25 protein-coding genes are annotated in these 23,925 nt (G+C 46.8%); 24 read left to right on the top strand and 1 reads right to left on the bottom strand.

Annotated features, from left to right (window positions below; genetic code table 11):
* Window positions 1–58 precede the first annotated feature (58 nt).
* From fabD to MHB46_RS04655, 23 genes are all read left to right on the top strand, one after another.
* Entirely contained in the window at window positions 59–1,003 is a 945-nt protein-coding gene (gene fabD / locus MHB46_RS04765) for an ACP S-malonyltransferase (RefSeq protein ID WP_069291710.1), read from the top strand.
* A gap of 50 nt (window positions 1,004–1,053) precedes the next feature.
* On the top strand, window positions 1,054–1,803 hold the full coding sequence (gene fabG, locus MHB46_RS04760; protein WP_025721716.1) for a 3-oxoacyl-[acyl-carrier-protein] reductase: 750 nt from the start codon (window positions 1,054–1,056) through the stop codon (window positions 1,801–1,803).
* Window positions 1,804–1,911: 108 nt separating this feature from the next.
* On the top strand, window positions 1,912–2,145 hold the full coding sequence (locus tag MHB46_RS04755) for an acyl carrier protein (RefSeq protein ID WP_007429985.1): 234 nt from the start codon (window positions 1,912–1,914) through the stop codon (window positions 2,143–2,145).
* Between the two features lie 228 nt (window positions 2,146–2,373).
* The gene (gene fabF / locus MHB46_RS04750) at window positions 2,374–3,612 is read left to right on the top strand and encodes a beta-ketoacyl-ACP synthase II (protein ID WP_061832008.1); all 1,239 of its coding nucleotides are present in this window, start codon (window positions 2,374–2,376) and stop codon (window positions 3,610–3,612) included.
* Between the two features lie 12 nt (window positions 3,613–3,624).
* Window positions 3,625–4,323 carry a ribonuclease III gene (rnc, locus tag MHB46_RS04745; RefSeq protein ID WP_341161722.1) on the top strand — a complete coding sequence of 233 codons (699 nt, stop codon included), beginning with the start codon at window positions 3,625–3,627 and terminating at the stop codon, window positions 4,321–4,323.
* A gap of 256 nt (window positions 4,324–4,579) precedes the next feature.
* Complete coding sequence (gene smc, locus MHB46_RS04740) at window positions 4,580–8,149, top strand: chromosome segregation protein SMC (RefSeq protein WP_341161721.1); 3,570 nt, start codon at window positions 4,580–4,582, stop codon at window positions 8,147–8,149.
* A gap of 38 nt (window positions 8,150–8,187) precedes the next feature.
* Complete coding sequence (gene ftsY / locus MHB46_RS04735) at window positions 8,188–9,204, top strand: signal recognition particle-docking protein FtsY (RefSeq protein WP_061832006.1); 1,017 nt, start codon at window positions 8,188–8,190, stop codon at window positions 9,202–9,204.
* A 162-nt stretch (window positions 9,205–9,366) separates the two neighbouring features.
* A complete protein-coding gene (trhA, locus tag MHB46_RS04730) occupies window positions 9,367–10,017 on the top strand; it encodes a PAQR family membrane homeostasis protein TrhA (protein ID WP_013309859.1) in 651 nt (216 codons plus the stop codon).
* A gap of 166 nt (window positions 10,018–10,183) precedes the next feature.
* Complete coding sequence (locus MHB46_RS04725; RefSeq protein WP_069291713.1) at window positions 10,184–10,552, top strand: putative DNA-binding protein; 369 nt, start codon at window positions 10,184–10,186, stop codon at window positions 10,550–10,552.
* Between the two features lie 51 nt (window positions 10,553–10,603).
* Window positions 10,604–11,980 carry a signal recognition particle protein gene (gene ffh, locus MHB46_RS04720; protein ID WP_254327919.1) on the top strand — a complete coding sequence of 459 codons (1,377 nt, stop codon included), beginning with the start codon at window positions 10,604–10,606 and terminating at the stop codon, window positions 11,978–11,980.
* 67 nt (window positions 11,981–12,047) lie between these two features.
* Entirely contained in the window at window positions 12,048–12,320 is a 273-nt protein-coding gene (rpsP, locus tag MHB46_RS04715; RefSeq protein WP_013309862.1) for a 30S ribosomal protein S16, read from the top strand.
* A 23-nt stretch (window positions 12,321–12,343) separates the two neighbouring features.
* A complete protein-coding gene (locus MHB46_RS04710) occupies window positions 12,344–12,574 on the top strand; it encodes a KH domain-containing protein (RefSeq protein WP_013309863.1) in 231 nt (76 codons plus the stop codon).
* 97 nt (window positions 12,575–12,671) lie between these two features.
* Window positions 12,672–13,187 carry a ribosome maturation factor RimM gene (gene rimM / locus MHB46_RS04705; protein ID WP_165175670.1) on the top strand — a complete coding sequence of 172 codons (516 nt, stop codon included), beginning with the start codon at window positions 12,672–12,674 and terminating at the stop codon, window positions 13,185–13,187.
* Window positions 13,187–14,005 (top strand): tRNA (guanosine(37)-N1)-methyltransferase TrmD, encoded by an 819-nt coding sequence (gene trmD, locus MHB46_RS04700; RefSeq protein ID WP_341161720.1) that lies wholly within the window; start codon window positions 13,187–13,189, stop codon window positions 14,003–14,005. Before rimM ends, trmD begins: the two co-directional genes overlap by 1 nt.
* A 224-nt stretch (window positions 14,006–14,229) precedes the next feature.
* Window positions 14,230–14,574 (top strand): 50S ribosomal protein L19, encoded by a 345-nt coding sequence (rplS, locus tag MHB46_RS04695; protein ID WP_010346403.1) that lies wholly within the window; start codon window positions 14,230–14,232, stop codon window positions 14,572–14,574.
* A 101-nt stretch (window positions 14,575–14,675) separates the two neighbouring features.
* Window positions 14,676–15,302, top strand: a complete 627-nt coding sequence (gene lepB, locus MHB46_RS04690) for a signal peptidase I (RefSeq protein ID WP_069291716.1) — start codon at window positions 14,676–14,678, stop codon at window positions 15,300–15,302.
* A gap of 86 nt (window positions 15,303–15,388) precedes the next feature.
* Window positions 15,389–16,249, top strand: a complete 861-nt coding sequence (ylqF, locus tag MHB46_RS04685) for a ribosome biogenesis GTPase YlqF (RefSeq protein ID WP_069292106.1) — start codon at window positions 15,389–15,391, stop codon at window positions 16,247–16,249.
* 209 nt (window positions 16,250–16,458) lie between these two features.
* Window positions 16,459–17,106: a ribonuclease HII gene (locus tag MHB46_RS04680; protein WP_080682994.1), complete on the top strand. Its 648-nt coding sequence runs from the start codon at window positions 16,459–16,461 to the stop codon at window positions 17,104–17,106.
* Between the two features lie 90 nt (window positions 17,107–17,196).
* Complete coding sequence (locus MHB46_RS04675; protein WP_341161719.1) at window positions 17,197–19,314, top strand: DNA ligase; 2,118 nt, start codon at window positions 17,197–17,199, stop codon at window positions 19,312–19,314.
* Window positions 19,311–19,610, top strand: coding sequence for an EscU/YscU/HrcU family type III secretion system export apparatus switch protein (locus MHB46_RS04670; RefSeq protein ID WP_061831852.1), 300 nt, complete (start codon window positions 19,311–19,313; stop codon window positions 19,608–19,610). The genes MHB46_RS04675 and MHB46_RS04670 overlap by 4 nt, the downstream gene beginning before the upstream one ends.
* A complete protein-coding gene (locus MHB46_RS04665) occupies window positions 19,610–19,993 on the top strand; it encodes a YraN family protein (RefSeq protein WP_341161718.1) in 384 nt (127 codons plus the stop codon). The genes MHB46_RS04670 and MHB46_RS04665 overlap by 1 nt, the downstream gene beginning before the upstream one ends.
* Window positions 19,994–20,148: 155 nt before the next feature.
* Entirely contained in the window at window positions 20,149–20,700 is a 552-nt protein-coding gene (locus MHB46_RS04660; RefSeq protein ID WP_025723284.1) for a nitroreductase family protein, read from the top strand.
* Between the two features lie 164 nt (window positions 20,701–20,864).
* Entirely contained in the window at window positions 20,865–22,484 is a 1,620-nt protein-coding gene (locus MHB46_RS04655; RefSeq protein WP_341161717.1) for a YifB family Mg chelatase-like AAA ATPase, read from the top strand.
* Between the two features lie 368 nt (window positions 22,485–22,852).
* Here MHB46_RS04655 and MHB46_RS04650 read toward each other — a convergent pair whose 3' ends face one another.
* A complete protein-coding gene (locus tag MHB46_RS04650; protein WP_069291719.1) occupies window positions 22,853–23,281 on the bottom strand; it encodes an organic hydroperoxide resistance protein in 429 nt (142 codons plus the stop codon).
* A 147-nt stretch (window positions 23,282–23,428) separates the two neighbouring features.
* On the opposite strand from MHB46_RS04650, the gene MHB46_RS04645 reads away from it, so the two are divergent.
* Window positions 23,429–23,899, top strand: a complete 471-nt coding sequence (locus tag MHB46_RS04645) for a MarR family winged helix-turn-helix transcriptional regulator (protein ID WP_061831856.1) — start codon at window positions 23,429–23,431, stop codon at window positions 23,897–23,899.
* The last annotated feature ends 26 nt before the right edge of the window (window positions 23,900–23,925 follow it).

The following is a 23,925-nucleotide window of genomic DNA, read 5'->3' as shown; positions in this document are numbered from 1 at the left end:
ATTGAATTTGTGTAGTGTTTTACAGGACAAGCATTGGATACAGAGAGGTGCATACACGATGGGCAAAACGGCATTTATATTTCCCGGTCAGGGTTCACAAGCTGTAGGTATGGCTAAAGATGCTTATGAAGCAGTTCCAGCTGCAACAGAAGTATTTCGCCAAGCGGACGAACGGTTAGGGTTCGCACTAAGCACGCTGATTTTTGAAGGGCCGGACACAGCTTTGAAGCAAACATCCAATACGCAGCCTGCACTGTTAACGGCGAGCATTGCGTTGTATGAAGCGTTCAAGGAAAAAATGGGCATTCATCCCGATTATGTGGCTGGACACAGTCTAGGAGAATACAGCGCGCTAGTCGCTTCCGGTGTCCTCGCATTTGAGGATGCGGTTGAGATCGTTCGTACACGTGGCGAGTTCATGGAGCAGGCCATTCCTGATGGGCAAGGCGGGATGGCTGCTGTGTTGGGAGCTGATCGTGAAGCATTGGCAGCATTGTGCCGTGATATTACGGAGTCTGGTCAACTGGTCGAACTAGCCAACATCAATTGTCCCGGACAAATTGTTGTATCTGGTACGAAGGAGGGCGTAGCTGCTGTCGCTGAACGTGTGAAGGAAGCAGGAGGCAAGCGCGCTATTACTCTGGAGGTTAGCGGTCCTTTCCACTCGTCATTGATGAAGGAAGCAGCGACCAAGCTCTCCGGCAAGTTGGGGGCTGTAACTTTCTCCAAAGCTCAGATTCCGGTTGTTGCCAATGTAACAGCTAAACCTGTACGTGAGGGGAGCGAAATCCGCCAACTGTTGGTGGATCAGGTCTATTCTCCGGTACTGTGGGAAGACAGTGTAACATGGCTACTAGAACAAGGTGTTGACACCTTTGTTGAGTTTGGACCGGGAAGTGTTTTGACTGGACTGGTTAAAAAAATCGACAAAACGGTTAAGCTGTATAATATAAGCAGCCTGGAGTCGTTTGCTTCTGTAACGGAAGCCTTGGAGGCCCGTTAAAAGTATAATCATTGCCTTAACGGGTTATATACTTGCAAGGGGGGACTATGATGTCTAAGCCATTGAGTGGAAAAACGGCGCTCGTTACGGGAGCGTCGCGCGGAATTGGCCGTAGTATCGCGCTGGCGCTGGCTGAAGCAGGCGCTAATGTGGCAGTAAACTATGCTGGTAGTGAAGCGGCTGCGACTGAGGTAGCAGAGCAGATTCGTGCCAAAGGTGTAGAGGCTATTACAGTTCAGGCTAATGTCGGTCGCGCTGACGAAGCAGATCAGTTGATCAAGGATGTGATTGGCGCTTGGGGCAAGATTGACATCCTGGTGAATAATGCCGGCATAACAAGAGATAATTTAATCATGCGCATGAAGGAAGAGGAATTCGATCAGGTGATCGAAACGAATCTGAAGGGTGTGTTTAATTGTCTTAAGGCGGCAACACGTCCAATGATGAAGCAGCGTTCTGGCCGAATTATCAATATCTCCTCCGTGGTCGGTGTACTTGGCAACGCAGGACAAGCCAACTACGTTGCTGCTAAAGCAGGGGTAATTGGTCTTACCAAATCCTCTGCTCGAGAGCTTGCATCGAGAGGTATTACAGTGAACTGTGTGGCTCCTGGATTCATCGATACCGAGATGACGCAGGTACTGGCTGATGATTTGCGTGACAATATGCTTAGCGGTATACCGCTGGCCCGTCTTGGACGGCCTGAGGAAATTGCTGATGTGGTGCTGTTCTTGGCCTCGGATGCTTCCTCATATATGACGGGCCAGACTTTGCATGTGGATGGCGGCATGTATATGTAGTAGCATGTTGCCAATCCGCATGCCCCGATGAAGAGTTGTCAATGAAAACTCTCTTCTATGGCATTTTAATTGTAATTTTCGTATAATACCTAAGAGGAGGTGAGCCGGATGTCCGATGTATTGGAGCGCGTAAAACGCATTGTCGTTGACCGTTTGGGAGCCGACGAAGCCGAAGTTACACTTGAAGCATCTTTTAAAGATGATTTAGGCGCTGATTCTCTCGATGTAGTTGAATTGGTAATGGAATTGGAAGATGAGTTTGATATGGAAATCTCTGATGAAGATGCAGAGAAAATTACAACTGTAGGTGAAGTTGTGAAGTACATACAATCTCATACCTAATTCATGTCATCAAAAGTCCCGTTCTGTTACAGGCGGGACTTTCTCCTAATTATACAGATTGAACTAAAGACGGAATTGCCGTGTGTTTTTGAGTTTGGCTCAGCTTCACTTAGTCAAAGGCTGAGAAGTATGCGGCATTACTAACTTTAGTTGATTCTATATTATTTTTACGCACAAGAGTGTGCGGTCTTAAAATACAATATGCAGTAAACATAGAGGTGATTATCTTTGAAACAACGTGTTGTCATAACAGGAATGGGTGTAATCACTTCGCTGGGACAGGATTTGAACACACTATGGGATAATCTGATGGCTGGAAAATCCGGCGTCAGTGAAATCGAAGCTTTCGATACAAGTGAGTACACTACGAAAATAGCCGCTTCCATTAAAGATTTTAATCCAGAGGATTATATTGAACGTAAGGATGCGCGTAAAATGGACCGCTTTGTGCAGTTTGCGGTTGCTGCTAGTAAGTTGGCGCTTGAGGACAGCGGACTTGTAATCGGAGAAAATGCGGACGCTGAGCGTGTTGGTGTATCTGTCGGTTCCGGTATTGGCGGATTGGGAACTTGGGAAGATCAGCACAACGCGCTGATTGAAAAAGGACCTAAACGCGTAAGCCCTTTCTTCATCCCGATGATGATTGCTAATATGGGTTCCGGTCAAGTATCGATTTCACTCGGTGCTAAAGGCCCTAATACATCACCAGTTACGGCATGTGCCACGGGTAGTCATGCTATTGGCGATTCCTTCCGCATGATTCAGCGCGGTGACGCAGACGCCATGATTTGCGGAGGAGCTGAGGCCACTATTCGTCCGATTGGTATGGCTGGATTTTGTTCCATGCGAGCGATGTCCACGCGTAATGACGAGCCTCAAAAGGCAAGTCGTCCTTTTGATACCGAAAGAGACGGGTTTGTTATGGGCGAAGGTTCAGGTGTTCTTATTCTGGAATCGTTGGATCATGCTTTGAAGCGTGGTGCGCGTATTTACGGTGAAGTGATTGGCTACGGACTTTCTGGTGATGCCCATCATATGACGGAGCCTGATCCAGAGGGAGCGGCGCGCTGCATTAGAATGGCGATCCGTGATGCTGGATTGAATCCTGAAGAGATTGATTATATCAATGCACATGGTACATCTACACCAGTCGGTGATAAATCCGAAACGGAAGCAGTTAAGAAAACGCTTGGAGAGCATGCCTATAAGGTAGCGATCAGCTCAACCAAGTCGATGACAGGGCATTTATTGGGTGCAGCGGGCGGCGTTGAAGCCGTGATCTGTGGTCTCGCCCTTCAGCATCAGACGATTCCGCCAACGATTAATTTGGATAATCAAGACCCGGCATGCGATCTTGATTATGTACCTAATAAGCCGAGAAAAGCGGAACTGAATGTGGTTATGTCCAATTCCTTTGGTTTTGGCGGTCACAATGCTACGGTTATTCTAAAAAAATATGAAGCATAAGGGGTCAGTTCGTTGAGTGGAGACTTGAAGCAATTACAGCAGAAACTTCATATTCAATTCAACAATCGGCAGCTTCTGAAGCAGGCCTTTACGCACGCTTCCTACGTAAACGAACATCGGTTCAGTCAGAATGCAGACAATGAGCGTCTTGAATTTTTAGGTGACGCTGTTCTGGAACTGACGGTGTCCGAGCAATTGTACAATCAGTACCCTAACCGACCCGAAGGCGAACTCACCAAGTTGCGTGCAGCTATTGTCTGTGAGCCTTCTCTGGTGAAATTTGCTGTCGGGCTTGAGTTCGGGCAATATGTACTGCTTGGAAAAGGTGAAGAGTTGACAGGTGGACGTACTCGTCCGGCTCTGTTGGCTGATGTATTCGAAGCGTTCGTAGGTGCGCTTTATTTGGATCAGGGTCTGGAGGCCGTCCGTTCGTTTTTGGAATGTTATATTTTTCCTCAAATCGTATTAAATGGTAAGCTTCAGATGAGTGATTTCAAAACAGAGCTTCAGGAACTGACGCAGCATCATAACATGGGGATGCTTGAATACAAGATTGTAGAGGAGCGCGGACCAGCCCATGAGCGCGAGTTTGTAGCTGAGGTATATATGGACAGCGAACGGCTAGGGGCAGGTACGGGACGCTCCAAAAAAGAAGCTGAGCAGCAAGCGGCGGCAGTAGCTTTAAACCGCTTGAAGCTGGCAGAATCGTAATCGGTACCTGAGCAGCCCGGACGGGTTACGCAAGCAGGGGGCACAAAGTAAGAGCAAAGGGCAGTCCGCGGGGAGTCCCGGCCCGTAATGGCGAATGGACTGCGTTTTGCTCTTTTTTCGTGGCTTTGCTGGTGTAATGTGAGTGTCGGTACTGTGCTTTATACAAGCTAGTTTATGCTACAATAGGGATAATTCATATCAATCAGGTATACGGTGTTGTACAAGCATATTTGAAATGTTAGAGGTGAGATTGAGCATGTTTTTAAAGCGCATTGAGCTGGCGGGCTTCAAATCGTTTGCAGATAAAACGGAAATGGAATTTGTCCGCGGCATTACGGCAGTCGTCGGACCCAACGGAAGCGGAAAAAGTAATATTTCCGACGGAATTCGTTGGGTGCTAGGCGAACAGAGTGCCAAATCACTGCGTGGCGGCAAAATGGAGGACATTATTTTTGCGGGTAGTGATGCTCGTAAGGCTGTTAATTACGGTGAAGTATCGCTTACGTTGGATAATGAAGATCAGGCGTTGCCTCTGGATTTTGGTGAGGTCACGGTAACGCGACGTGTACATCGAAGTGGGGATAGTGAATATTTCATTAATCGGCAATCATGCAGACTCCGAGATATTACAGAGCTGTTTATGGATACAGGCATTGGTAAAGAAGCTTATTCAATTATTGGGCAGGGACGCATTGAAGAAATTCTGAGTACCCGATCTGAGGATCGTCGAGGTATTTTTGAGGAAGCTTCGGGTATCGTAAAATATAAATCGCGTAAAAAAGATGCGGTTCGCAAGCTGGATGAAACGGAGCAAAATTTGCTGCGTATTCACGATTTGGTTAGTGAACTGGAGGATCAGATTGGACCGCTTAAGGAGCAGTCTGAAAAGGCGATTCATTTTAAAGAACTGCGCGGTGAATTGAAATCAAAAGAAATTTCAATGTACGTCCATCAAATTGAACAAATTCATACTTCGTGGAGCGATGCGACTTCCAAACTAGCTCTGTTGCAGCAGGAGCAGCTTCAGTTGTCTACGGTGGTGTCCCGACACGATGCGATGCTGGAAAGCGACCGCAACGAATTGCGCCAGCTGGAAGAGCGGGTAGAGCAGTTGCAAAGGGATCTGCTGCAATACAGTGAAGCGACGGAGAAAAGTGAAGGCTACGGCGAATTGCTCAAAGAGCGCACACGCAATCTGGAGGCTAATCGGGAACAATTGATCTTATCACTTAGCACAAGCGAATCACGCCATTCCGAGCGCAGGAGTGAACTGGATCAGCTGAACGAAAAACTGTCTACACTGAATGTAGAGCTTGACGAGTTGCGTGCGCGGCTGTCTGACGAAGAGGCCAAACTGATTGGTGTTACAGGCGGAATCAGCCAGGAGCAGGAAGAAAGCCTAAAGGGTGGTCTGCTGGAGCTGATGAATCAGATGGCGCAGGCGCGTAACGAAATTCGTTATACAGACCAACAGAAGGAAGCATTGGAACGGCGTGTGACTCGCGTAAGTGACGAATCCGGCAAATGGGAAGCCCAGAAAGTACAACTTGAACAGCGCAAAAAGGGATTGGAAGCTGCGGTTCAGAAGCTGGGGCAGGAAATCAGTAGTTTGCGTAGTGGCTATATTCAGGGAAGTGAAAAGTACCAGGCCCTTCAAAAACTACTGGAAGAAAACCAGGGTACGGTTCGTAAATGGGAACAAAAACGTGAGGCTCAAATTTCACGGCGAGATACAATGAAGGAAATGCAGGATGACTTTGACGGCTTCATGCTTGGAGTTAAAGAGGTATTGAAGGCTGCACGAAAAGATACTTTGCACGGTGTGCATGGAGCGGTAGCGGAGCTGATTCGGGTGCCTGAGCATTTAGAGCAGGCGATGGAAACCGCTTTGGGTGCTTCAGTTCAGCATATCGTGATGGAAAATGAATCCGTATCCAGACAGGCGATCAGTTTTCTAAAGCAGCGTCAACTGGGCAGAGCGACATTTTTGCCTATGGATGTTATCCGTCCGCGTCAAATCGGTGCAGGAGAACGCCAAATTGCAGAAGGAGCCGAAGGCTTTGTCGGAATCGGTGCAGATCTTATTCAGTATGATGATCGATATGCCGGAATTGTAGGCAGTCTCTTGGGGAATGTGGTCATTGCCCGTACGTTGGAAGATGCAAACCGTATTGCGGCCCGTTGCCAATATAGATACCGCGTGGTCACTTTGGAAGGCGATGTTGTCAATGCAGGGGGTTCCATGACTGGGGGAAGCCAGTTTAAGAAAAATGCTAATCTGCTTGGACGCAAACGTCAGCTGGATCAGTTGGACCAGGACATTGTAGATACGGAGCAGCAAATTGCAAGGTTGCGCCAGAGTGCAATAGATACCAAACGCCAGTTGGAAGAGACACAGACCCGTCTGGACGAGTTGCGCCAGGGCGGCGATGTGAAGCGCGGTGAAGAGCAGCAGATGGCAATGGAACTCAAGCAACTGGAGCATGAACTTCGTCATGTTCTGGAGCAGGTCGCTGCGTCTGGTCAGGAGAAAAAGGGCTTTGATCAGGAAATCAAGGAGCTGGAAACTTCCCGTGAAGAAGCGTTGGTAAAGTTGGCTGCGCTGGAAGAAGAAGAAAAGAAAACGCATCAGGCCATTCACGCTGCTGAATTTGCCCGTAAAGCTAACGAATCTGCCAAAGAGCAGCTGCAGGGAGAGCTTACGAATCTCAAGGTAAGAGAAGGAAAACTGGACCAAGAGCGCTTTTCTTTGGAAGAGCAGTTGCGCAGATTGCGTGGGGATTATGATACTCTTGGTAAAGATTCGAGACAAAACAAAACCTTGCTTGCTTCCATCGAAGCAGATTTGCTGACCAATGAGCAGGAGACCGTGAAACAGATTGAAAATCTCAATCAATACCGTTTGAAAAAGGAAGAAGCCGCACAGCAACTGGAATTCAAGCGGGCTGCACGTAGCAGCTTGTCCAAAAAGCTTGAAGTGGCTGAGAACGACACGAAAGAACAGCGAATTCAGCTCAAGTCAGTGGAGGAGTTGCTTCGTCAAACGGAAATTGGAGTAAATCGGCTTGATGTGGAACTGGAAAACGTTCTGAAAAAGTTAAGTGATGATTATGAACTCAGCTATGAGTTAGCCAAGCAGCGTTACCCTATACCGGAAGATATTGAAGGTACGCAGAGCGAGGTAGAGAGGCTCAAACGGGGGATTTCCGCGTTGGGTGAGGTGAATCTGGGCGCCATTGAAGAATACCAGCGTGTGCATGAGCGTTATACGTTTCTTGATGAGCAAAAGTCTGATTTGGTGGAGGCCAAGACAACGCTCTATCAAGTTATTCGTGAAATGGATGAAGAAATGTCCAAACGCTTTAAGACAACGTTCGATGCTATTCGGCGCGAATTTGGAACGGTGTTCTCCAAGCTGTTCGGAGGCGGACGTGCTGATCTCGTGCTGCTTGACCCGGAACGCTTGCTGGAGACGGGGATCGACATCGTAGCTCAGCCACCGGGCAAAAAATTGCAAAACTTGCAGCTACTGTCGGGCGGTGAGCGTGCGTTAACAGCGATGGCGTTATTATTTGCCATTTTACACGTTAAACCTGTTCCATTCTGTGTACTCGATGAAGTAGAGGCTGCACTGGACGAAGCAAACGTGGTGCGTTTTGCCCAGTATTTACGGGAATTCTCGGAACAGACACAGTTCATTGTAGTCACACACCGTAAGGGCACAATGGAAGAATCTGATGTGTTGTACGGGGTTACGATGGAGGAAGGCGGGGTTTCCAAACTCGTATCTGTCAAGCTGGACAACGATGAAGCTGAGATTGCCTGACATTAAACAACATACTTTCAGACCAACGGAGGGAATCCATGAGTTTCTTTAGGAAATTGAAGGAAAGCATTGCAAACAAAACTGAATCTGTCACAAAACAGTTCAAAGATGGTTTGGAAAAAACACGTAAAGGTTTTGTTGAAAAAGTAACGGACTTGATGATTCGCCGTAAAAAGATTGATGAGGAATTTTATGAGGAACTGGAAGAAATTCTGATCGGAGCGGACGTAGGCGTCAACACGGTTATGAACCTCATTGAAGACCTGCGAGAAGAAGTGAAAAAGCGCAAAATTGAGGACGCATCGGAATTACAGCCTGTATTGTCGGAAAAGCTGTCCGAGTTACTGCGGGGGAATGACAATAGTCAGCTCAAAATGAGCGCTGACGGGATTACAGTCATTCTATTCGTAGGAGTCAATGGCGTCGGCAAAACGACAACCATTGGCAAGTTAGCTCACCGTTTTAAACAAGAGGGCAAAAAAGTATTATTGGCTGCTGGAGATACGTTCCGGGCGGGTGCGATTGAACAGTTGGAGGTATGGGGCGAACGGGCAGGTGTAGAGGTTATTAAGCAGCAATCCGGTTCCGATCCGGCTGCGGTTATGTTTGATGCCGTACAGGCTGCCAAGCAGCGTCAAGTGGATGTTTTGTTGTGTGATACCGCTGGACGTCTTCAGAATAAAAGCAATCTGATGGAGGAACTGAACAAAATTTTCCGCGTGATCCAACGAGAAATTCCAGATGCTCCTCATGAAGTGTTGTTGGTACTTGATGCGACGACTGGACAAAATGCACTTAACCAAGCCAAGCTGTTTGGTGAGAAAAGCGGTGTAACCGGGCTGGTACTAACGAAGTTGGATGGTACAGCGAAGGGCGGGATTGTTGTGGCCATCCGTCAGGAGCTGAATTTGCCTGTTAAGCTGGTGGGCTTAGGTGAAAAAGTGAATGATCTTCAACCGTTTGATTCCGAGCAATTCGTTCATGCGTTGTTTGCGGGGTTGATTCAGGAAGAGACCGTCGAAGCAACTGCTGCAGACGAGGAAGAACAGAACTGATACGTTTAAAGTAGGCTTTCATGCTACGTTTGGGACTAAGTAGCCATCCTGTTGCTGTTCAAGTTCGCCCAGATGTATAATGAAAGCAAGAGGTCTGTCGATGCCGTATATGTAATGTATGTTGTATGTAAAATATAAATAAGGAAGCCGGGTGAAAAACCGATGGCAAACACCTATACCTACTCCCGACGGGAAGAAGTAGCCAACGCCATTACACATGGAATTGGAGCCGTTTTAAGCGTGGCAGCGCTTGTGTTACTCATTGTTTTTGCTAGCTTGAAAGGAACCACTTGGCATGTCGTCAGCTTTACGATTTACGGGATTACGATGTTGCTGTTGTACACCAATTCAACGTTGCTTCATAGCCTGCGTGAAGGGAAAATGAAGGATTTGTTCGAAATATTCGATCATTCTTGCATTTACCTGTTCATTGCAGGTAGCTATACCCCGTTTATGCTCGTTGCACTGCGAGGTACTCTGGGATGGACATTGTTTGGAGTGATTTGGGGGATTGCACTGTTTGGTGTGTTGTTCAAGGCGTTCTTCACCAAGCGCTTCCTGTTTATGTCTACCGTGTTTTACATTGTGATGGGCTGGCTCATCACCATTGCCTGGAATCCTTTGGTTGCGACTGTTCCCGCCGGAGGGATGACGTTATTGTTCGTAGGTGGTCTTATGTATACGTTGGGCACAATTTTCTATGTGTGGCGGGCATTTCCATATCACCATGCGATCTGGCATCTGTTTGTTTTGGCAGGCAGCATACTTCATTTTCTGGCTGTTCTGCTGTATCTTACTCCAGTAAGGGTTTAAGTAACAGTGGGCAAAAAGCCGATCCGTACTTCCGTTTGAGGGCAGTGGATCGGCTTTTTTTTGTATGACAAGGGATAACGCTTGACATCTTCTTTTCTTTTATGTATCATAAGGAACGTTGAAAAGAACTGTAAAGTGTTTTTCCTTGACGATGGAGGTATACAAGATGAGTCAGGAGAATCGGCTGGAAAAGACAAACCGGATTAACCGACTGTTTGACTTCTATGAACCTCTGCTTACAGAGAAGCAACAGATGTTTTTAAAATATTACTTCCATGATGATTTTTCTTTAGGGGAAATTGCATCGGAATTTCAAATTAGCCGTCAGGCAGTATATGAACATATTAAACGTGCTGAACAGGTATTGGAAATGTACGAGGAAAAGCTTGGTTTGCTAAGCAAGTATGAGCGTAGAATCCAAGATCTCGAAGAATTAAATAAGACGTTGTATGAGGCATTCGGTAAAATCGGTGAGTCCGATGAAGGCATTCTGCAACATGTTCATCAAATTGTAAATCGCCTGCAGGAACTGTAGGACATATAGATTAAGAACAAACAACCCTGGTAGACAAGGAGGTGCGAAAGTATGGCATTTGAAGGATTATCGACTCGCTTGCAAAATGTATTCAGTAAACTGCGCGGTAAAGGAAAAGTGTCTGAGGAGGATGTAGCTCAGGCGATGCGTGAAGTACGATTAGCTTTGCTTGAGGCGGACGTTAACTTCAAGGTTGTAAAGGACTTTATTGCCAAGGTAAAGGAGAAATCCGTTGGTAAGGAAGTGATGGACAGCTTTACGCCAGGCATGGTCATCATCGACATCGTGAACAAAGAACTGACCGAGTTGATGGGTGGCAGTCAGGCCAAGCTTGCCAAAGCAAACAAACCGCCTACGGTCATTATGATGGTGGGTCTCCAGGGCGCAGGTAAGACGACGACGTCTGGTAAACTGGCGAAATTGCTGCAAAAGCAAAATCATCGTCCATTGCTTGTAGCTGGTGATATTTATAGACCAGCCGCGATCAAGCAACTTCAGGTTCTTGGGGAGCAGATTAATACTCCTGTATTTACACTGGGAGATCAGACAAGCCCGGTAGAAATTGCAAAACAGGGTTTGCAGCATGCTAAGGATAATGGTAATGACTACGTTATTATAGATACTGCTGGTCGTCTTCATGTTGATGAAGAGCTCATGGAAGAGTTGCGCCAGATTCATACCAACGTCAACCCGGATGAAGTTCTACTGGTTGTAGATAGCATGACGGGGCAGGACGCAGTTAACGTTGCGGAGCACTTTAATAATAGCTTGGAGTTAACGGGAGTTGTACTGACGAAGCTGGATGGTGACACTCGTGGTGGTGCAGCTTTGTCGGTCAAGGCTGTGACGGGATGTCCGATCAAGTTTGCTACATTGGGTGAAAAGCTGGATGCGATGGAGCCGTTTCATCCTGAACGGATGGCTTCACGGATTTTAGGCATGGGTGATATGTTGTCCCTGATTGAAAAAGCGCAGTCCAATATCGACGCCGATAAGGCGAAGGAAATGGAACGGAAAATGCGTAATGCCGAGTTTACTTTTGAAGATTTTCTGGAGCAAATGGATCAAGTTAAGAAGCTTGGCCCAATCGACCAGATTCTTGATATGATTCCCGGTATGGGCAACATGAAGCAAATGAAAGATATCAAAGTGGATGACAAACAGATGGGCCGGATTGAGGCTATCGTTCATTCTATGACCACACAAGAAAAGCAAAACCCAGATATGATTAATCATAGCCGTCGCAAACGTATTTCTGTAGGCAGCGGAACATCACTGGCTGAGGTAAATCGTCTGATAAAGCAATTCGACGAAATGCGTCGCATGATGAAGCAGTTCTCAGATATGATGGGACCTAAGGGTGGCAAAAACAAGGCTATGAAGCAGTTGAAGAGTATGGGTAAAGGTATGAAGTTTCCTTTCCGCTAAGGCCAATAGGCCCTTGGAATTATGGGATAACAATATACAGTCTACTTTTTGAAGGAGGTGAATTTTCGTGGCAGTTCGTATTCGTCTGAAACGTATGGGTGCACATAAAGCTCCTTTCTATCGCGTCGTGGTATCTGATTCTCGTTCCCCGCGTGACGGTCGTTTTATCGAAGAAATCGGTTACTACAACCCAATCACAGTACCAGCGGTTGTAAAAATTGATGAAGATAAAGCGCTGAAATGGTTGCAAGATGGTGCACAAGCATCCGACACAGTCCGTAACTTGCTTAGCAAAGCGGGCGTAATGAAAAAGTTTCATGAGTCTAAACTACAGAAATAAGGTGCTGATACGGAGGGTCAACCATGGAAGAATTAGTGATAATCATTGCTAAGGCTTTAGTCGATCATCCGGAAGATGTAACCGTGAAGACCTTGGAGAAGGATCGGCTTGTTGTATATGAGCTTAGTGTGCATCCTGAGGATGTAGGCAAAATCATTGGTAAGCAGGGTCGTATCGCCAAGGCGCTTCGCACTGTGGTTGCATCAGCAGCCGTTAAGATGGATAAACGGGTTACCGTAGACATCATATCTTAAAGATATACGAAAGTGGGTTAGGATGTATGTCCTAACCCTTTTTCGTACATGATGAAGATGATATGGAGCGGGACCGATTACAAGCAGGAGGAACACGATGCAACAATTGTTTAATGTCGGAAAAATTGTGAACACCCATGGAATCCGTGGGGAGCTTAAAATATTAACGACGACAGATTTCCCAGAGGATCGCTTTGCTAAAGGTAGTGAACTTTTGATTGTTCCGGCTGAAGGTAAAGCCCCGATTCCCGTAACTATTGAAACAGCGCGTTTTCAAAAAAATATGGTTGTCGCTAAATTTAAGGAATATCACAATATCAATGAAGTTGAAAAATATAAAGGTACTTTGTTGAAGGTATCTGCTGATCGGTTAGGCGAATTGGAAGAAAATGAATTCTATTTTCATGAAGTAGTCGGCATGGAAGTGGTGACCGAAGACGGAAATGAGCTCGGCGTGGTTAAAGAAATTTTGACTCCGGGAGCCAATGATGTATGGGTAGTCAAAATGCCTAAAGGCAAGGAACTGCTATTGCCGTATATAGAGGATGTTATTTTGGATGTAAACGTGCGCGAAAAACGGGTTACGGTACGGTTGATGGAAGGTCTGCTGTAATGCGGGTAGATGTGCTGACCCTGTTTCCAGAGATGTTTGATGGAGTATTTAATGCAAGCATTCTGGGAAAAGCAAGGGATAAGGGAATTGTATCACTGCAAGCGGTTAATTTTCGTCAGTATGCCGGCAACAAGCATGGACAAGTGGATGATACGCCCTATGGCGGTGGGGGCGGCATGGTTTTGAAGCCTGACCCTATTTTTGCTGCCGTGGAAGCGCTGTTGGATAAATCAGAGGAATCAACATTAGAAACTGCCGATGAAGTTATTCAACATGAAGGGATAGAACGTAACACAGACATAAAATCTCCGCGTATCATTTTGATGTGTCCACAAGGCGAGACTTTTACGCAAAAGAAAGCGGAAGAGCTGGCCAAAGAGGACCATCTTATTTTTATATGTGGGCATTATGAGGGTTATGATGAGCGTATTCGAAAGCATTTGGTGACGGATGAGCTTTCTATCGGAGACTATGTGTTGACTGGTGGTGAGCTTCCAGCCATGGCCGTCATTGACAGTGTGACACGGTTGCTACCAGGAGTGCTGGGGAACGAAACGAGTGCGGTAACGGACTCGTTTAGTACCGGGCTGCTGGAGTACCCCCATTATACCCGGCCTGCGGAGTTTCGGGGCTGGAAAGTTCCTGATGTACTCCTGTCAGGGCATCACGTCAATATTGATTCTTGGAGACGCCAAGAGGCGTTACGTCGCACGATGGAACGCCGACCAGACCTGTTGGAACAGGTTGAACTGACAGGCAAGGAGCGCGTGTGGGTTGAGGAGCAGCGCAAATCTGACTGTTTGGGGGATAAGCAATAAAGCGTCTTAGGCATGAGTGGATTTGAAAGCAGGCAGTGACCTGTTTTATAATGGAGTCAATTAAATAATGTTTGGTCAAATCCCTTTTTGTTGTTGCAATGCGGTATCCTCCATGATACAATACATCTGTTGTGTGTAATACGGTGGTCCTCTGTGGATGATGAAGGAAACGGTTGTGTTTCCAGAAGAAGCATGAACACCTGTACGGAAGGAGGGAGTCATAGATGAATATCGTCCAAGCGATCACTGAAGAACAACTGCGTAAAGATTTGCCTAACTTTCGTCCTGGTGACACTTTGAAAGTGCACGTGAAAGTTATTGAGGGAACTCGTGAGCGTATCCAGTTGTTTGAAGGTGTTGTAATTAAACGCCGTGGTGGTGGAATCAGTGAGACTTTTACAGTTCGTAAAATTTCTTACGGTGTAGGTGTGGAAAGAACTTTCCCGCTTCATTCCCCAAAAATCGATAAAATCGACGTGGCTCGCCGTGGTAAAGTGCGTCGTGCGAAGCTTTATTATCTTCGTGAACTGCGCGGTAAAGCAGCGAGAATTAAAGAAATTCGTCGTTAATACAACGAAAAACGAAAGGGGCTTGGTTACAAGCTCCTTTCGTTTTTTCTACGTACATAGGGAACTGTGGATTATTGACCGTAAAGAGAGGACAGTGAGCTATGGAGCAAGAAGTAGGACAAGGAGCTGTACAGCAGCCAACTGAACAGGATGGTACGCCCAAGCGTAAACCAAAAAATGAGATTTTTGAGTGGCTCAAGGCCATCATTATTGCGTTAGTGCTTGTCTTTTTAATCCGCTGGCTTCTCTTTAAGCCGTTTATTGTGGATGGCCCGTCGATGCAGCCTAACTTTCATACCGGAGAACGCGTCATTGTAAATGAGATTTTGTATGATTTCCGTGCCCCTAAACCAGGGGAAGTGATCGTGTTTCATGTGCCGGAGGAAGGAAGAGACTTTATCAAACGCGTCATTGCCGTTGAAGGAGATACGGTCAAGGTAGAAGGTGACACGATTACAGTAAATGGTAAGCCGATTCAGGAATCTTACTTGAAAGCTCCTTTAGAAGAAGCGCATCAAAATGGTGAGCTTTACAACAAATTTACAAATTTTCCAAATGATAAATTTAAGGATGGAAAAGTTCCGGCGGGGCATATTTTTGTAATGGGAGATAACCGTTCCAATAGTACAGACAGTCGGATGATTGGATATATTGATTTGAAGGAAGTTGTAGGTCGGGCTGACGTTATTTTCTGGCCGGCAAAAGATATGCAGTGGATTAACCACTAGAATAACTAATAAGCAGCATAGCTGCCGTAATCCTAACTAAGAGCCTAAGGGTAAAAGTAGGAGTTACGATCAATGGGGTGATGACGGTGACGATTCAATGGTTTCCTGGTCATATGACCAGAGCGCGCCGCCAAATTGAAGCAAAATTAAAGTTAATTGATTTGGTCATTGAGCTGATTGATGCTCGATTGCCGCTCTCTAGCCGAAATCCAATGATTGATGATATTTTGCAAGGCAAGCCGCGAATGATTATTTTGAATAAAGCAGATTTGGCGGACCCGGTAGTATCACAGCAATGGATTGCCTATTTTAAGGAGCAGGGGCATGTGGCCTTTCCGGTGGATGCCACAACTGGGACGGGACTAAAAGAAATTCCGATTCAGGCCAAGCTGCTGCTTAAGGAAAAGATAGATCGGCAGATTAGGAAGGGAATGAACCCGCGTCCTATGCGTGGGTTGATTGTTGGTATTCCGAATGTCGGCAAATCGACACTGATCAACCGAATGGCGGGACGTAATATTGCAGCTACGGGTGACCGTCCAGGGGTAACGAAGGCACAACAGTGGATCAAGATTGGAGAAATTGAATTGCTGGATACACCAGGGATTCTATGGCCTAAATTTGAGGATCAGAATGTAGGCTATCGTCTGGCAGTTACAGGTGCGATCAAGGAAGAAATTCTGAATGTCGAGGATATTGCCTTTTTTGCGACTAAATATTTGGTTCAGTACTATTGGGACGCACTGGCAGAGCGCTTTGAGCTCACCGAACGTCCTGAAGATACAGAAAATCCTGATGAAATTGTCAACGTTATGGAAGCGATCGGACGTAAACGTGGCTGTATTGTTAGCGGCGGACGTGTAGATCTCGAAAAGGCGTCAAAAATCATTTTGCGTGAGCTGCGTGCAGGGAAGCTGGGACGATTCAGTTTGGAAGCTCCTTACTGATTTTACTGGTACACCGATGCAGAACATAGCATTTTGTGGCAAGGAAGAACCTTCCCCATCTCTCCGGAGAGGAGGAAGGTTTTTTTGGTATTTGAAGGCAGTTAGAAAAGGGTTTTGGACGGTGAAGGTCTGTGGTAAGCTGAATTCAATCGCTAGAGCTACGGCATGAATGACGCGTTAAACTACATATAGATGGGCAGGTATTGAATATGGAAAATAAAGAGATTGTAGTGAAGGACATGCTACATTATGAAAAAAAATGCTGGGAGCAGTCTTGTGAGCGGATTGCAGGTATTGACGAGGTAGGTCGTGGATGCCTGTTTGGTGATGTTGTGGCCGCAGCAGTCATTTTACCAGTGGGTGAGTTACTGGAAGGTGTGGATGATTCCAAAAAATTGACGGACAAGAAGAGAGAAGCATACTACGAGCTGATTATGGAGAAGGCTATTGCTGTAGGAGTTGGCTATGTAGACGCGCAGACGATTGATGATATCAATATTAAACAAGCAGCTCGTTTGGCTATGAAGCAGGCTATTGAGGCTTTACATGTGTCTCCTGATTATTTACTGGTGGATGCAGAAAAGGTAGATGTGCCTATTCCTCAGCTCTCTATTATTAAAGGAGATGCCAACAGTCAGTCTATTGCGGCGGCATCTATCATCGCCAAGGTAACCCGTGATCGGCTGTGCAAAGGTGAATGGGATGCGAAGTATCCGGAATATGGGATCGGTATACATAAAGGTTACGCTACCAAGTTACACAGGGAACAAATTTTGGCGCTAGGACCTACAAAGATGCATAGACGCAGCTTTCTGGGCAATTTGTTGACGGAGCAACCGACGCTGTTTGATCTGTAGTTGCTTATTATGAATCAGGACAATGCCGATATAAAGTATAACTAATACCATAAGCCCCTTTGAATGGGGGAGAGTGAGAGGAGGGGCGATATGAACATCGGATCTGTATTTCGTGGATTACTTGGAGATGTGAAGGCTGGAGAGGCTAAAAAACTTGATATGCAGCCAGGTCAGGTTGTACGAGGAGTCGTGCTAAAGGTGTCTGAGGACGGCAGCGAGGCTGTGTTGCAAATACAAGGTTCTCAGGTCAGGGCAAAGCTGGAGACCCCTCTTCAACCTGGACAGACTACAACGTTTCAGGTTCAACCGGCTTCCCCCAGCGGAATGACGGTGCTTAAGCCTCTGAACGATGTGACCAATACACCACAGCAAACCGTAGCGCTGACAGATGTATTGGAATCGGTGGGACTGCCGGATACAGCTCAGAACAGGGAGCTTATACAGGCAATGCAAAAGAATGGTGTGCCGTTGACATCTGAAAATGCGGCCTCTTTGCGAGAAGCTATGGCGAAGCAAAACGGCAATGTACAATTGGGAACGTTTGTGCAGGCGGCGGCAGTTGCCTTTCAGCGGGGACTTCCATTGACGGCAGAAAGCATAAACGGATTGCGTCAAGCGATGTTTGGGCCTCCTTTAAATGATCTGTTGTCTTCGCTGGAGCAAGAGCTTGAAGCGGTATTAAAGCAGCAAGGACAGGGAATATCCACTGACCGTTCAGTGGCGGAATCAACAGCTATAAAGAGCGCTGATCGAATGCCTGCTAGTCCAACAGGTGCTTCTTCCGGGGTGGTTGTAGATGGACAGGAAGGCCCAGCTCTCATATTGTCCAAGGATGCTTCTACCGCTGCAAAGCAGGCAGAAGCTGGACAAACCACAGGCGGCAAGGAATTGTTAAAAGGGACTCAAGCAGCCAACCTTGCTGCTGCAGTGAGTGAAGCGAGTGCTTTAGCAACAGATTCAGATACTGCGACGGGAGCTACATCTGCAGCCAAAGGGACTGCTCCAGGAGAAGCGGAGACAGTCAATGGACGCGGAGCGACAGTGGCATCGGAAGCTAGCGTAATTGCTCCAGAATCGGGTGCTGATGCATTAAACGGTCCTCGCACCAGAGTGGAGCAGTCACAGTCACAGCAAGCTACTGCGTCAAGCACACAACTTAAGAATGCGGATGGCGCTCCAGCGGTTGCCACGGCAGAATCTGCGGGGGCAAAGACAGCCTTAACCGCGGCCACGGCTGACCGTCCCACTGCACAGCAGGCTGGTGCCCCTGTGCCGCAATTCACAGCAGGTAACACTGCTGCGCCAGAGGTGCCGCTCCAGCGGCTGCGCACGTTGCTGCAAGAGCTACGCGCGGCGGTGCCGCCCGCACTGGGCACAGCTGCGCCGGAGCAGCCCGCAACGGAAGTGGCGCAGCCAACGGCTGGCGCCTCACGAGCCGCAGACGCCGCTGCGTCGCAGCCTGCGGCGTCCAGCACGCAGCTTCCCCCCACGGAGGACCCGTGGGTGGGCCGCGTACTGAAGCTGCTCGGTGCAGAGCACGAGCAGCAAGTACACCGCGCGACTACACAGGTCGCGCAAGGGGCGGCGGCACGTATGGAGCCGCCAGAGGGAATGCCGCAGCCGCTGCCGGGATTAGCGGCTGCGTCTGGGGACACGGTGTCAGCAGACGCAGACACCGTAAAAGGGGCGCTGCTCCAGCTGATGAGCAGTGACGATCTGCCGCCCGCTTTGAAAGAGGCGGCCCAGCAGGTTGTACAGCACCTGACAGGTCAGCAGTTGCTACTCAATACAGACCGAACGGCGCCTTTTGCCCAAGTACACATGTTTATACCGTTCGTTGGAACGGACGGTCGTGAAACAGCTACGATCCAGATTCAGTCCCGCCGCGGCAAACGTGGAGAGCTGGACGCCTCCAACTGTCGTCTTTGGTTTGATTTGGACATGAAGGGGCTTGGACCGACCCTGGTAGATGTCCAGGTTGTAGATCGGATTGTAAGTGTCAAGCTCCATAATGATCATGAATGGGCGGCTTCGTTGTTAACCAGTGGGCGTGAGTCCATTCACACAGCGTTGGAGTCACTAGGATACCAACTTCTATCGCTTCGTACCGAGCCTATGCCCATAAGGACTGAACAGAACAGTCTCGCCTCTTCTGAAGTACAAAGCTATGTGCCTCAGCCGTATAAAGGAGTCGATCTTAAAATATGAAAGAGCCGTTGGAACCTCCTTCTCCTTCCATAAAGAAGGCGGTCGCCCTTAAATATACGCCTGGCGAGAGCGAAGCACCGATTGTCGTTGCCAAAGGGAGCGGCCGTATTGCGGATAGCATTTTAGAAAAAGCTAAAGAACATGGTGTTCCAGTACAGGAGGATGCCGCGCTGGTTGAAGTACTATCCAAACTCGATTTGGACGAACAAATTCCTGCTGAGCTCTATCAGTTGGTGGCAGAGGTGCTTACCTATATATATCAAATGGATAGGCTTGCATCAAAGGATGACTGGTGATGTCGAATGAAATGAAGGCTGGAGGCAAGGATCAACGGAAAGCCAAAGGAGCGATGGGCGAAGAGGCAGCGGCTTTGTTTTTAGAAAACTTGGGTTACCGTATCATAGAGCGTAATTGGCGATGCCGCAGTGGTGAAATAGATCTGATTGCCAAGCAGGAGCATACACTCGTGTTTATTGAGGTACGTAGTCGAAGTAGCTCCAAATATGGAACGCCAGCAGAATCAGTTACTGCGCGTAAAATAGCCCAAGTTCGCCAAACAGCCGCTGTATATTTGCATATGAACGGGATTGGAGATGCTCCAATCCGCTTTGACATGATTTCTGTACAATTAACTGACGAAAAGGCAGTTGTTACGGACCATTTAATAGGCGCATTTTAAACGAGTAAGAGCTTATACAAAGGTAAGAGTGCGGGACTGAATTCATATGTGCAGGTTGACAGGAAGGAAAGCTACAGGTATATTTTATTGAGAATAGTTATCATTTTCATCTTAAAATGAATATCTAGAAGTTGTACCTGTGAAGGAGGATTTACGTGACAAAGCATACCTTTAGCGAACATGTCATAGATGTAATTCAGGAACGCCGGACGATTAAACGATTTAAATCCGACTCCATTCCGGTAGATACGATCAAAGAACTGCTGGACGTCGCTGTGTGGGCTCCTAATCATAAAATGCGTGAACCGTGGCGTTTTCTGTTATTTGCTGGTGAAGGACGGAAAAAGCTTGCAAAAGCAATTGCAGCCGATATCGGTAAGGACAACAAGTTTGAGAGCGGCATTTTGCACAACCCGATCCAGCTTTTAGTAGTATTGGAAGAAGACCCGCGTCAAGCGGTTTGGGATGAGGATTTTGCAGCGGTCAGCGCGCTTGTACAAAACTTTATGCTTGCCGCATGGAGCAAAGGAATCGGAACGTTTTGGGTGACAAAGCCATTTTTGTATTCGCCTAAGTTCCGTGAGCACTTGGGAATTCAACCGGGTGAGAAGGTAATAGGAATGATATATGCAGGCTATCCTGACGTTATCCCAGAATCAAGACCACGTACTCCGGCAGCCGATAAGCTGACCTTGTTTGACAAATAATCTGTCGTCAGATAAACTTAGTCAAGAATTTTGAAAGGCATGGTTCGGAGTTAAAATTTCGGACATCACATTTGCAAAGAATGAAAATTTGGAAGCACCTTTTTTCATATATGCAATGATTCCCGAGAGGGAGCATTCCAATATGAGGAGAGGTGCTTTTTGATATGTATGGAAAATTACACGGAGCTTGTTTGTATGGAATAGATGGTGTTCTGATTGAAGTTGAGACTGATTTGTCCAATGGCTTGCCTCAGACAGCGATTATAGGATTGCCGGATTCGGCGATTCGAGAGGCAGTGGAGCGTGTCAGAGCAGCAATTAAAAACTGTGGCTTTAAATATCCGTCCCAGCGTGTCACGATTAATTTAGCTCCTGCTGATTTGCGTAAGGAAGGTTCATCTTTTGACCTTGCTATCGCTTTAGGGTTGCTGACGACCAGTGAACAGGTCGTTTTACCCGTGGGAGAACGGACGCTGTTTATTGGTGAGCTGGCGCTGGATGGCAGTATTCGCCCTGTGAATGGGGTACTGTCCATGGTTGATCTGGCCAAGCGAGAAGGATTCAACTCCGTGCTGCTTCCCCAGGAAAACGCAAGCGAGGCTCGTCTGATTACGGGTATACGTATTTACGCTATACGGCATCTAGCAGATCTTATTCCGATTGAAGATCGTGCACAAGGCACTGTTGATAGCCCAGCGACAAATCAGAGTTGTACTGCCAGTAAACAAGTCATGATCTGTTCCTATGACCATTTACCTCAGGCAGAGCATATACCGTTGTGTGAAAAAGAAAGGATAACTAGCAACATGGAGGATTACAGCGATGTGTTGGGTCAGTTGCACGCCAAGCGTGCGTTAGTCATCGCTGCAGCCGGAATGCATAATATCCTGCTTATGGGACCGCCGGGGGCTGGGAAAACAATGCTCATCCGCAGATTGCCATCTATCCTTCCGCCTTTGACTGAAAAGGAGGCGCTTGAAGTCACCAAAGTATACAGCGCTGCCGGGAAGTGGAAGGAGTCATCGCCTCATCTGATGAATATTCGTCCCTTCCGTTCGCCTCATCATACGATCTCTGCTGCTGGTTTGGTGGGTGGGGGAGGTATACCCAAACCAGGAGAAATCAGTCTTGCACACCGGGGGATTTTATTTCTGGATGAGTTGCCTGAGTTTAGCCGTCATGTACTAGAAGTGCTGCGTCAGCCTTTGGAAGACCACAATGTTACGATCAGTCGTTCACGTGCTGTTTTTAAGTATCCGGCGCATTTCTTACTTGCTGCCTCTTTAAATCCGTGTCACTGTGGCTTTTTCGGAAATGACACGGAACATCAGCGCTGTACCTGTTCACCTGCAGCAGTAGCCCGCTACCGTTCACGTATTTCTGGTCCACTGCTGGATCGGATTGATCTTCAGCTTGAAGTATCGCAACCGAAGGATTGGCGGGAGGAAAAAGAATCATTGTCGTCCGCTGAAATGCGAAGACAGGTGCTGGCTGCTCAAGCGATACAAATCCACAGATATAGCAAGCTTCCCTTTTCATGGAATAGTGAGCTGTCCGGTCAGATGCTTCGTAAATATGCCGTATTAGAAAAAAATGCAGCGGAGTTGCTTGATCAAACAATGGACGCACTCGGTTTAAGCATGCGTGCGTATGATCGAATTCTCAAGCTTTCGCGTACCATTGCAGACTTACATGACTCAGAGAAAATTTTGACTTCACATGTGGCTGAAGCTATTCAATACCGCCACATGGATAGAGCAAATGCCAGTTTTCCTGAAAGTTAAAAAGGCGATAAAACTTAATAGTTATAACACATTATTTTTATGAAAGAGTTTTTCCAAGGGGTATGATAGAAAGTGGAAAAAAGAGCAAAAAAAAGCTCCAGGCAAAAAGACCTGGAGAAGAAAAATAAGATTATGACAATAGTGATTATACTATGAGTATATCATTTTCGTATATACGATTATGCATCATCTCCCATGTTACTTGATGGAAAAAAACAAACAGTCTTTAAGGAATGGATAGCTCAAAGGATAATAAACCCCTCGACCAAAACGGTTGAGGGGCTTGTTGTGAACTTTATTCTAACGAAACGATTGAATCCATGAAGAGAGATGAGACGTCCCCCTACATAAGCTTAAGGAAATCTAAGTTACAAAACGTTCAGTTTCACTTCAATATTACCGCGAGTAGCGCGGGAGTATGGACATTGTTCGTGCGCGCCTTCCACCAGTTTTACTGCAGTTTCATGATCGACGCCTTTTACCAGTACGTCGAGACTTACTCCGATTCCGAAGCCGCCGTCTTCCACTTTGCCGAAATGGACCGTAGCTGTTACTTCAGTACCTTCATGCTTAATACGTTGCATGCGAGCAACCATATTTAGGGCACTGTCAAAGCAAGCGGAATAGCCTGCTGCGAACAATTGCTCTGGATTCGTACCTGCACCGCCTGCGCCGCCCATTTCTTTTGGGGTATCAATATCTAAACGGAGTTCAGGGGAAGAAGACTCGATATAACCGTTACGTCCACCAACCGCTTTTACTGTTGTTTCATACATTTTTTGTTGAATGGTCATCATAATCCAATCACTGCCTCTCGCTCAATTTATATTTTACACAATTTAATTTATCAAAATAATTATTGTTTGTAAAGTATTTTGTGCAATTAGCACGTATTTTATTATATAATGTGCTAAAATAATGACGAAAGTAGGTGATCAGACAGCATGAAAGACAATCCTAATGAAGGTACAGCGTTGAAACTTGATAATCAGTTATGCTTTGCCATATATGCATGCTCCAGAGAGATTACGAAGCTATACCAGCCTTATCTGGAAAAGCTCGGTGTGACGTACTCGCAATATTTGGTACTTATCGTGCTCTGGGAGCGTGAAGAGTGTACAGTGAAGGAATTGGGTGAGGCACTATATTTGGACTCCGGCACACTAACTCCGCTATTGAAGAGATTGCAGAACGCCGGGCTTATCGATCGAAAGCGTTCCACTCAGGATGAGCGTAAGGTGCTGATTTCTTTGACGACAGAGGGAAGCGCATTACGGGAAAAAGCTCTGTCCGTACCAGGATGCATCCAGGAAAAAACAAGTATGACTCATGATCAATTTGGGTCGCTTCTGCTCCAGTTCAATGATCTGCTCGATCGTGTTCATCAAGCTAATGTACAAATTGAAAAATCATAAGGTGTTTTCAGTTGCTCTTGCGAATC

The organism is Paenibacillus sp. FSL H7-0703 (genome assembly GCF_038003485.1).
GTDB classification, from domain to species: Bacteria; Bacillota; Bacilli; order Paenibacillales; family Paenibacillaceae; genus Paenibacillus; species Paenibacillus polymyxa_B.
The sequence above is the reverse complement of the archived record's forward strand: the minus strand, read 5'-3'. Positions and strand labels throughout refer to the sequence as shown.

Coding starts and splice junctions, on each gene's coding strand:
- MHB46_RS04665 (WP_341161718.1), top strand. CDS start 19,610: ATGTCGAATGAAATGAAGGCTGGAGGCAAGGATCAACGGAAAGCCAAA.
- ffh (WP_254327919.1), top strand. CDS start 10,604: ATGGCATTTGAAGGATTATCGACTCGCTTGCAAAATGTATTCAGTAAA.
- MHB46_RS04710 (WP_013309863.1), top strand. CDS start 12,344: ATGGAAGAATTAGTGATAATCATTGCTAAGGCTTTAGTCGATCATCCG.
- MHB46_RS04725 (WP_069291713.1), top strand. CDS start 10,184: ATGAGTCAGGAGAATCGGCTGGAAAAGACAAACCGGATTAACCGACTG.
- fabG (WP_025721716.1), top strand. CDS start 1,054: ATGTCTAAGCCATTGAGTGGAAAAACGGCGCTCGTTACGGGAGCGTCG.
- rplS (WP_010346403.1), top strand. CDS start 14,230: ATGAATATCGTCCAAGCGATCACTGAAGAACAACTGCGTAAAGATTTG.
- trmD (WP_341161720.1), top strand. CDS start 13,187: ATGCGGGTAGATGTGCTGACCCTGTTTCCAGAGATGTTTGATGGAGTA.
- trhA (WP_013309859.1), top strand. CDS start 9,367: ATGGCAAACACCTATACCTACTCCCGACGGGAAGAAGTAGCCAACGCC.
- MHB46_RS04650 (WP_069291719.1), bottom strand. CDS start 23,281: ATGATGACCATTCAACAAAAAATGTATGAAACAACAGTAAAAGCGGTT.
- fabD (WP_069291710.1), top strand. CDS start 59: ATGGGCAAAACGGCATTTATATTTCCCGGTCAGGGTTCACAAGCTGTA.
- MHB46_RS04655 (WP_341161717.1), top strand. CDS start 20,865: ATGTATGGAAAATTACACGGAGCTTGTTTGTATGGAATAGATGGTGTT.
- MHB46_RS04675 (WP_341161719.1), top strand. CDS start 17,197: ATGAACATCGGATCTGTATTTCGTGGATTACTTGGAGATGTGAAGGCT.
- MHB46_RS04755 (WP_007429985.1), top strand. CDS start 1,912: ATGTCCGATGTATTGGAGCGCGTAAAACGCATTGTCGTTGACCGTTTG.
- MHB46_RS04645 (WP_061831856.1), top strand. CDS start 23,429: ATGAAAGACAATCCTAATGAAGGTACAGCGTTGAAACTTGATAATCAG.
- lepB (WP_069291716.1), top strand. CDS start 14,676: ATGGAGCAAGAAGTAGGACAAGGAGCTGTACAGCAGCCAACTGAACAG.
- MHB46_RS04670 (WP_061831852.1), top strand. CDS start 19,311: ATGAAAGAGCCGTTGGAACCTCCTTCTCCTTCCATAAAGAAGGCGGTC.
- ftsY (WP_061832006.1), top strand. CDS start 8,188: ATGAGTTTCTTTAGGAAATTGAAGGAAAGCATTGCAAACAAAACTGAA.
- smc (WP_341161721.1), top strand. CDS start 4,580: ATGTTTTTAAAGCGCATTGAGCTGGCGGGCTTCAAATCGTTTGCAGAT.
- rimM (WP_165175670.1), top strand. CDS start 12,672: ATGCAACAATTGTTTAATGTCGGAAAAATTGTGAACACCCATGGAATC.
- MHB46_RS04680 (WP_080682994.1), top strand. CDS start 16,459: ATGGAAAATAAAGAGATTGTAGTGAAGGACATGCTACATTATGAAAAA.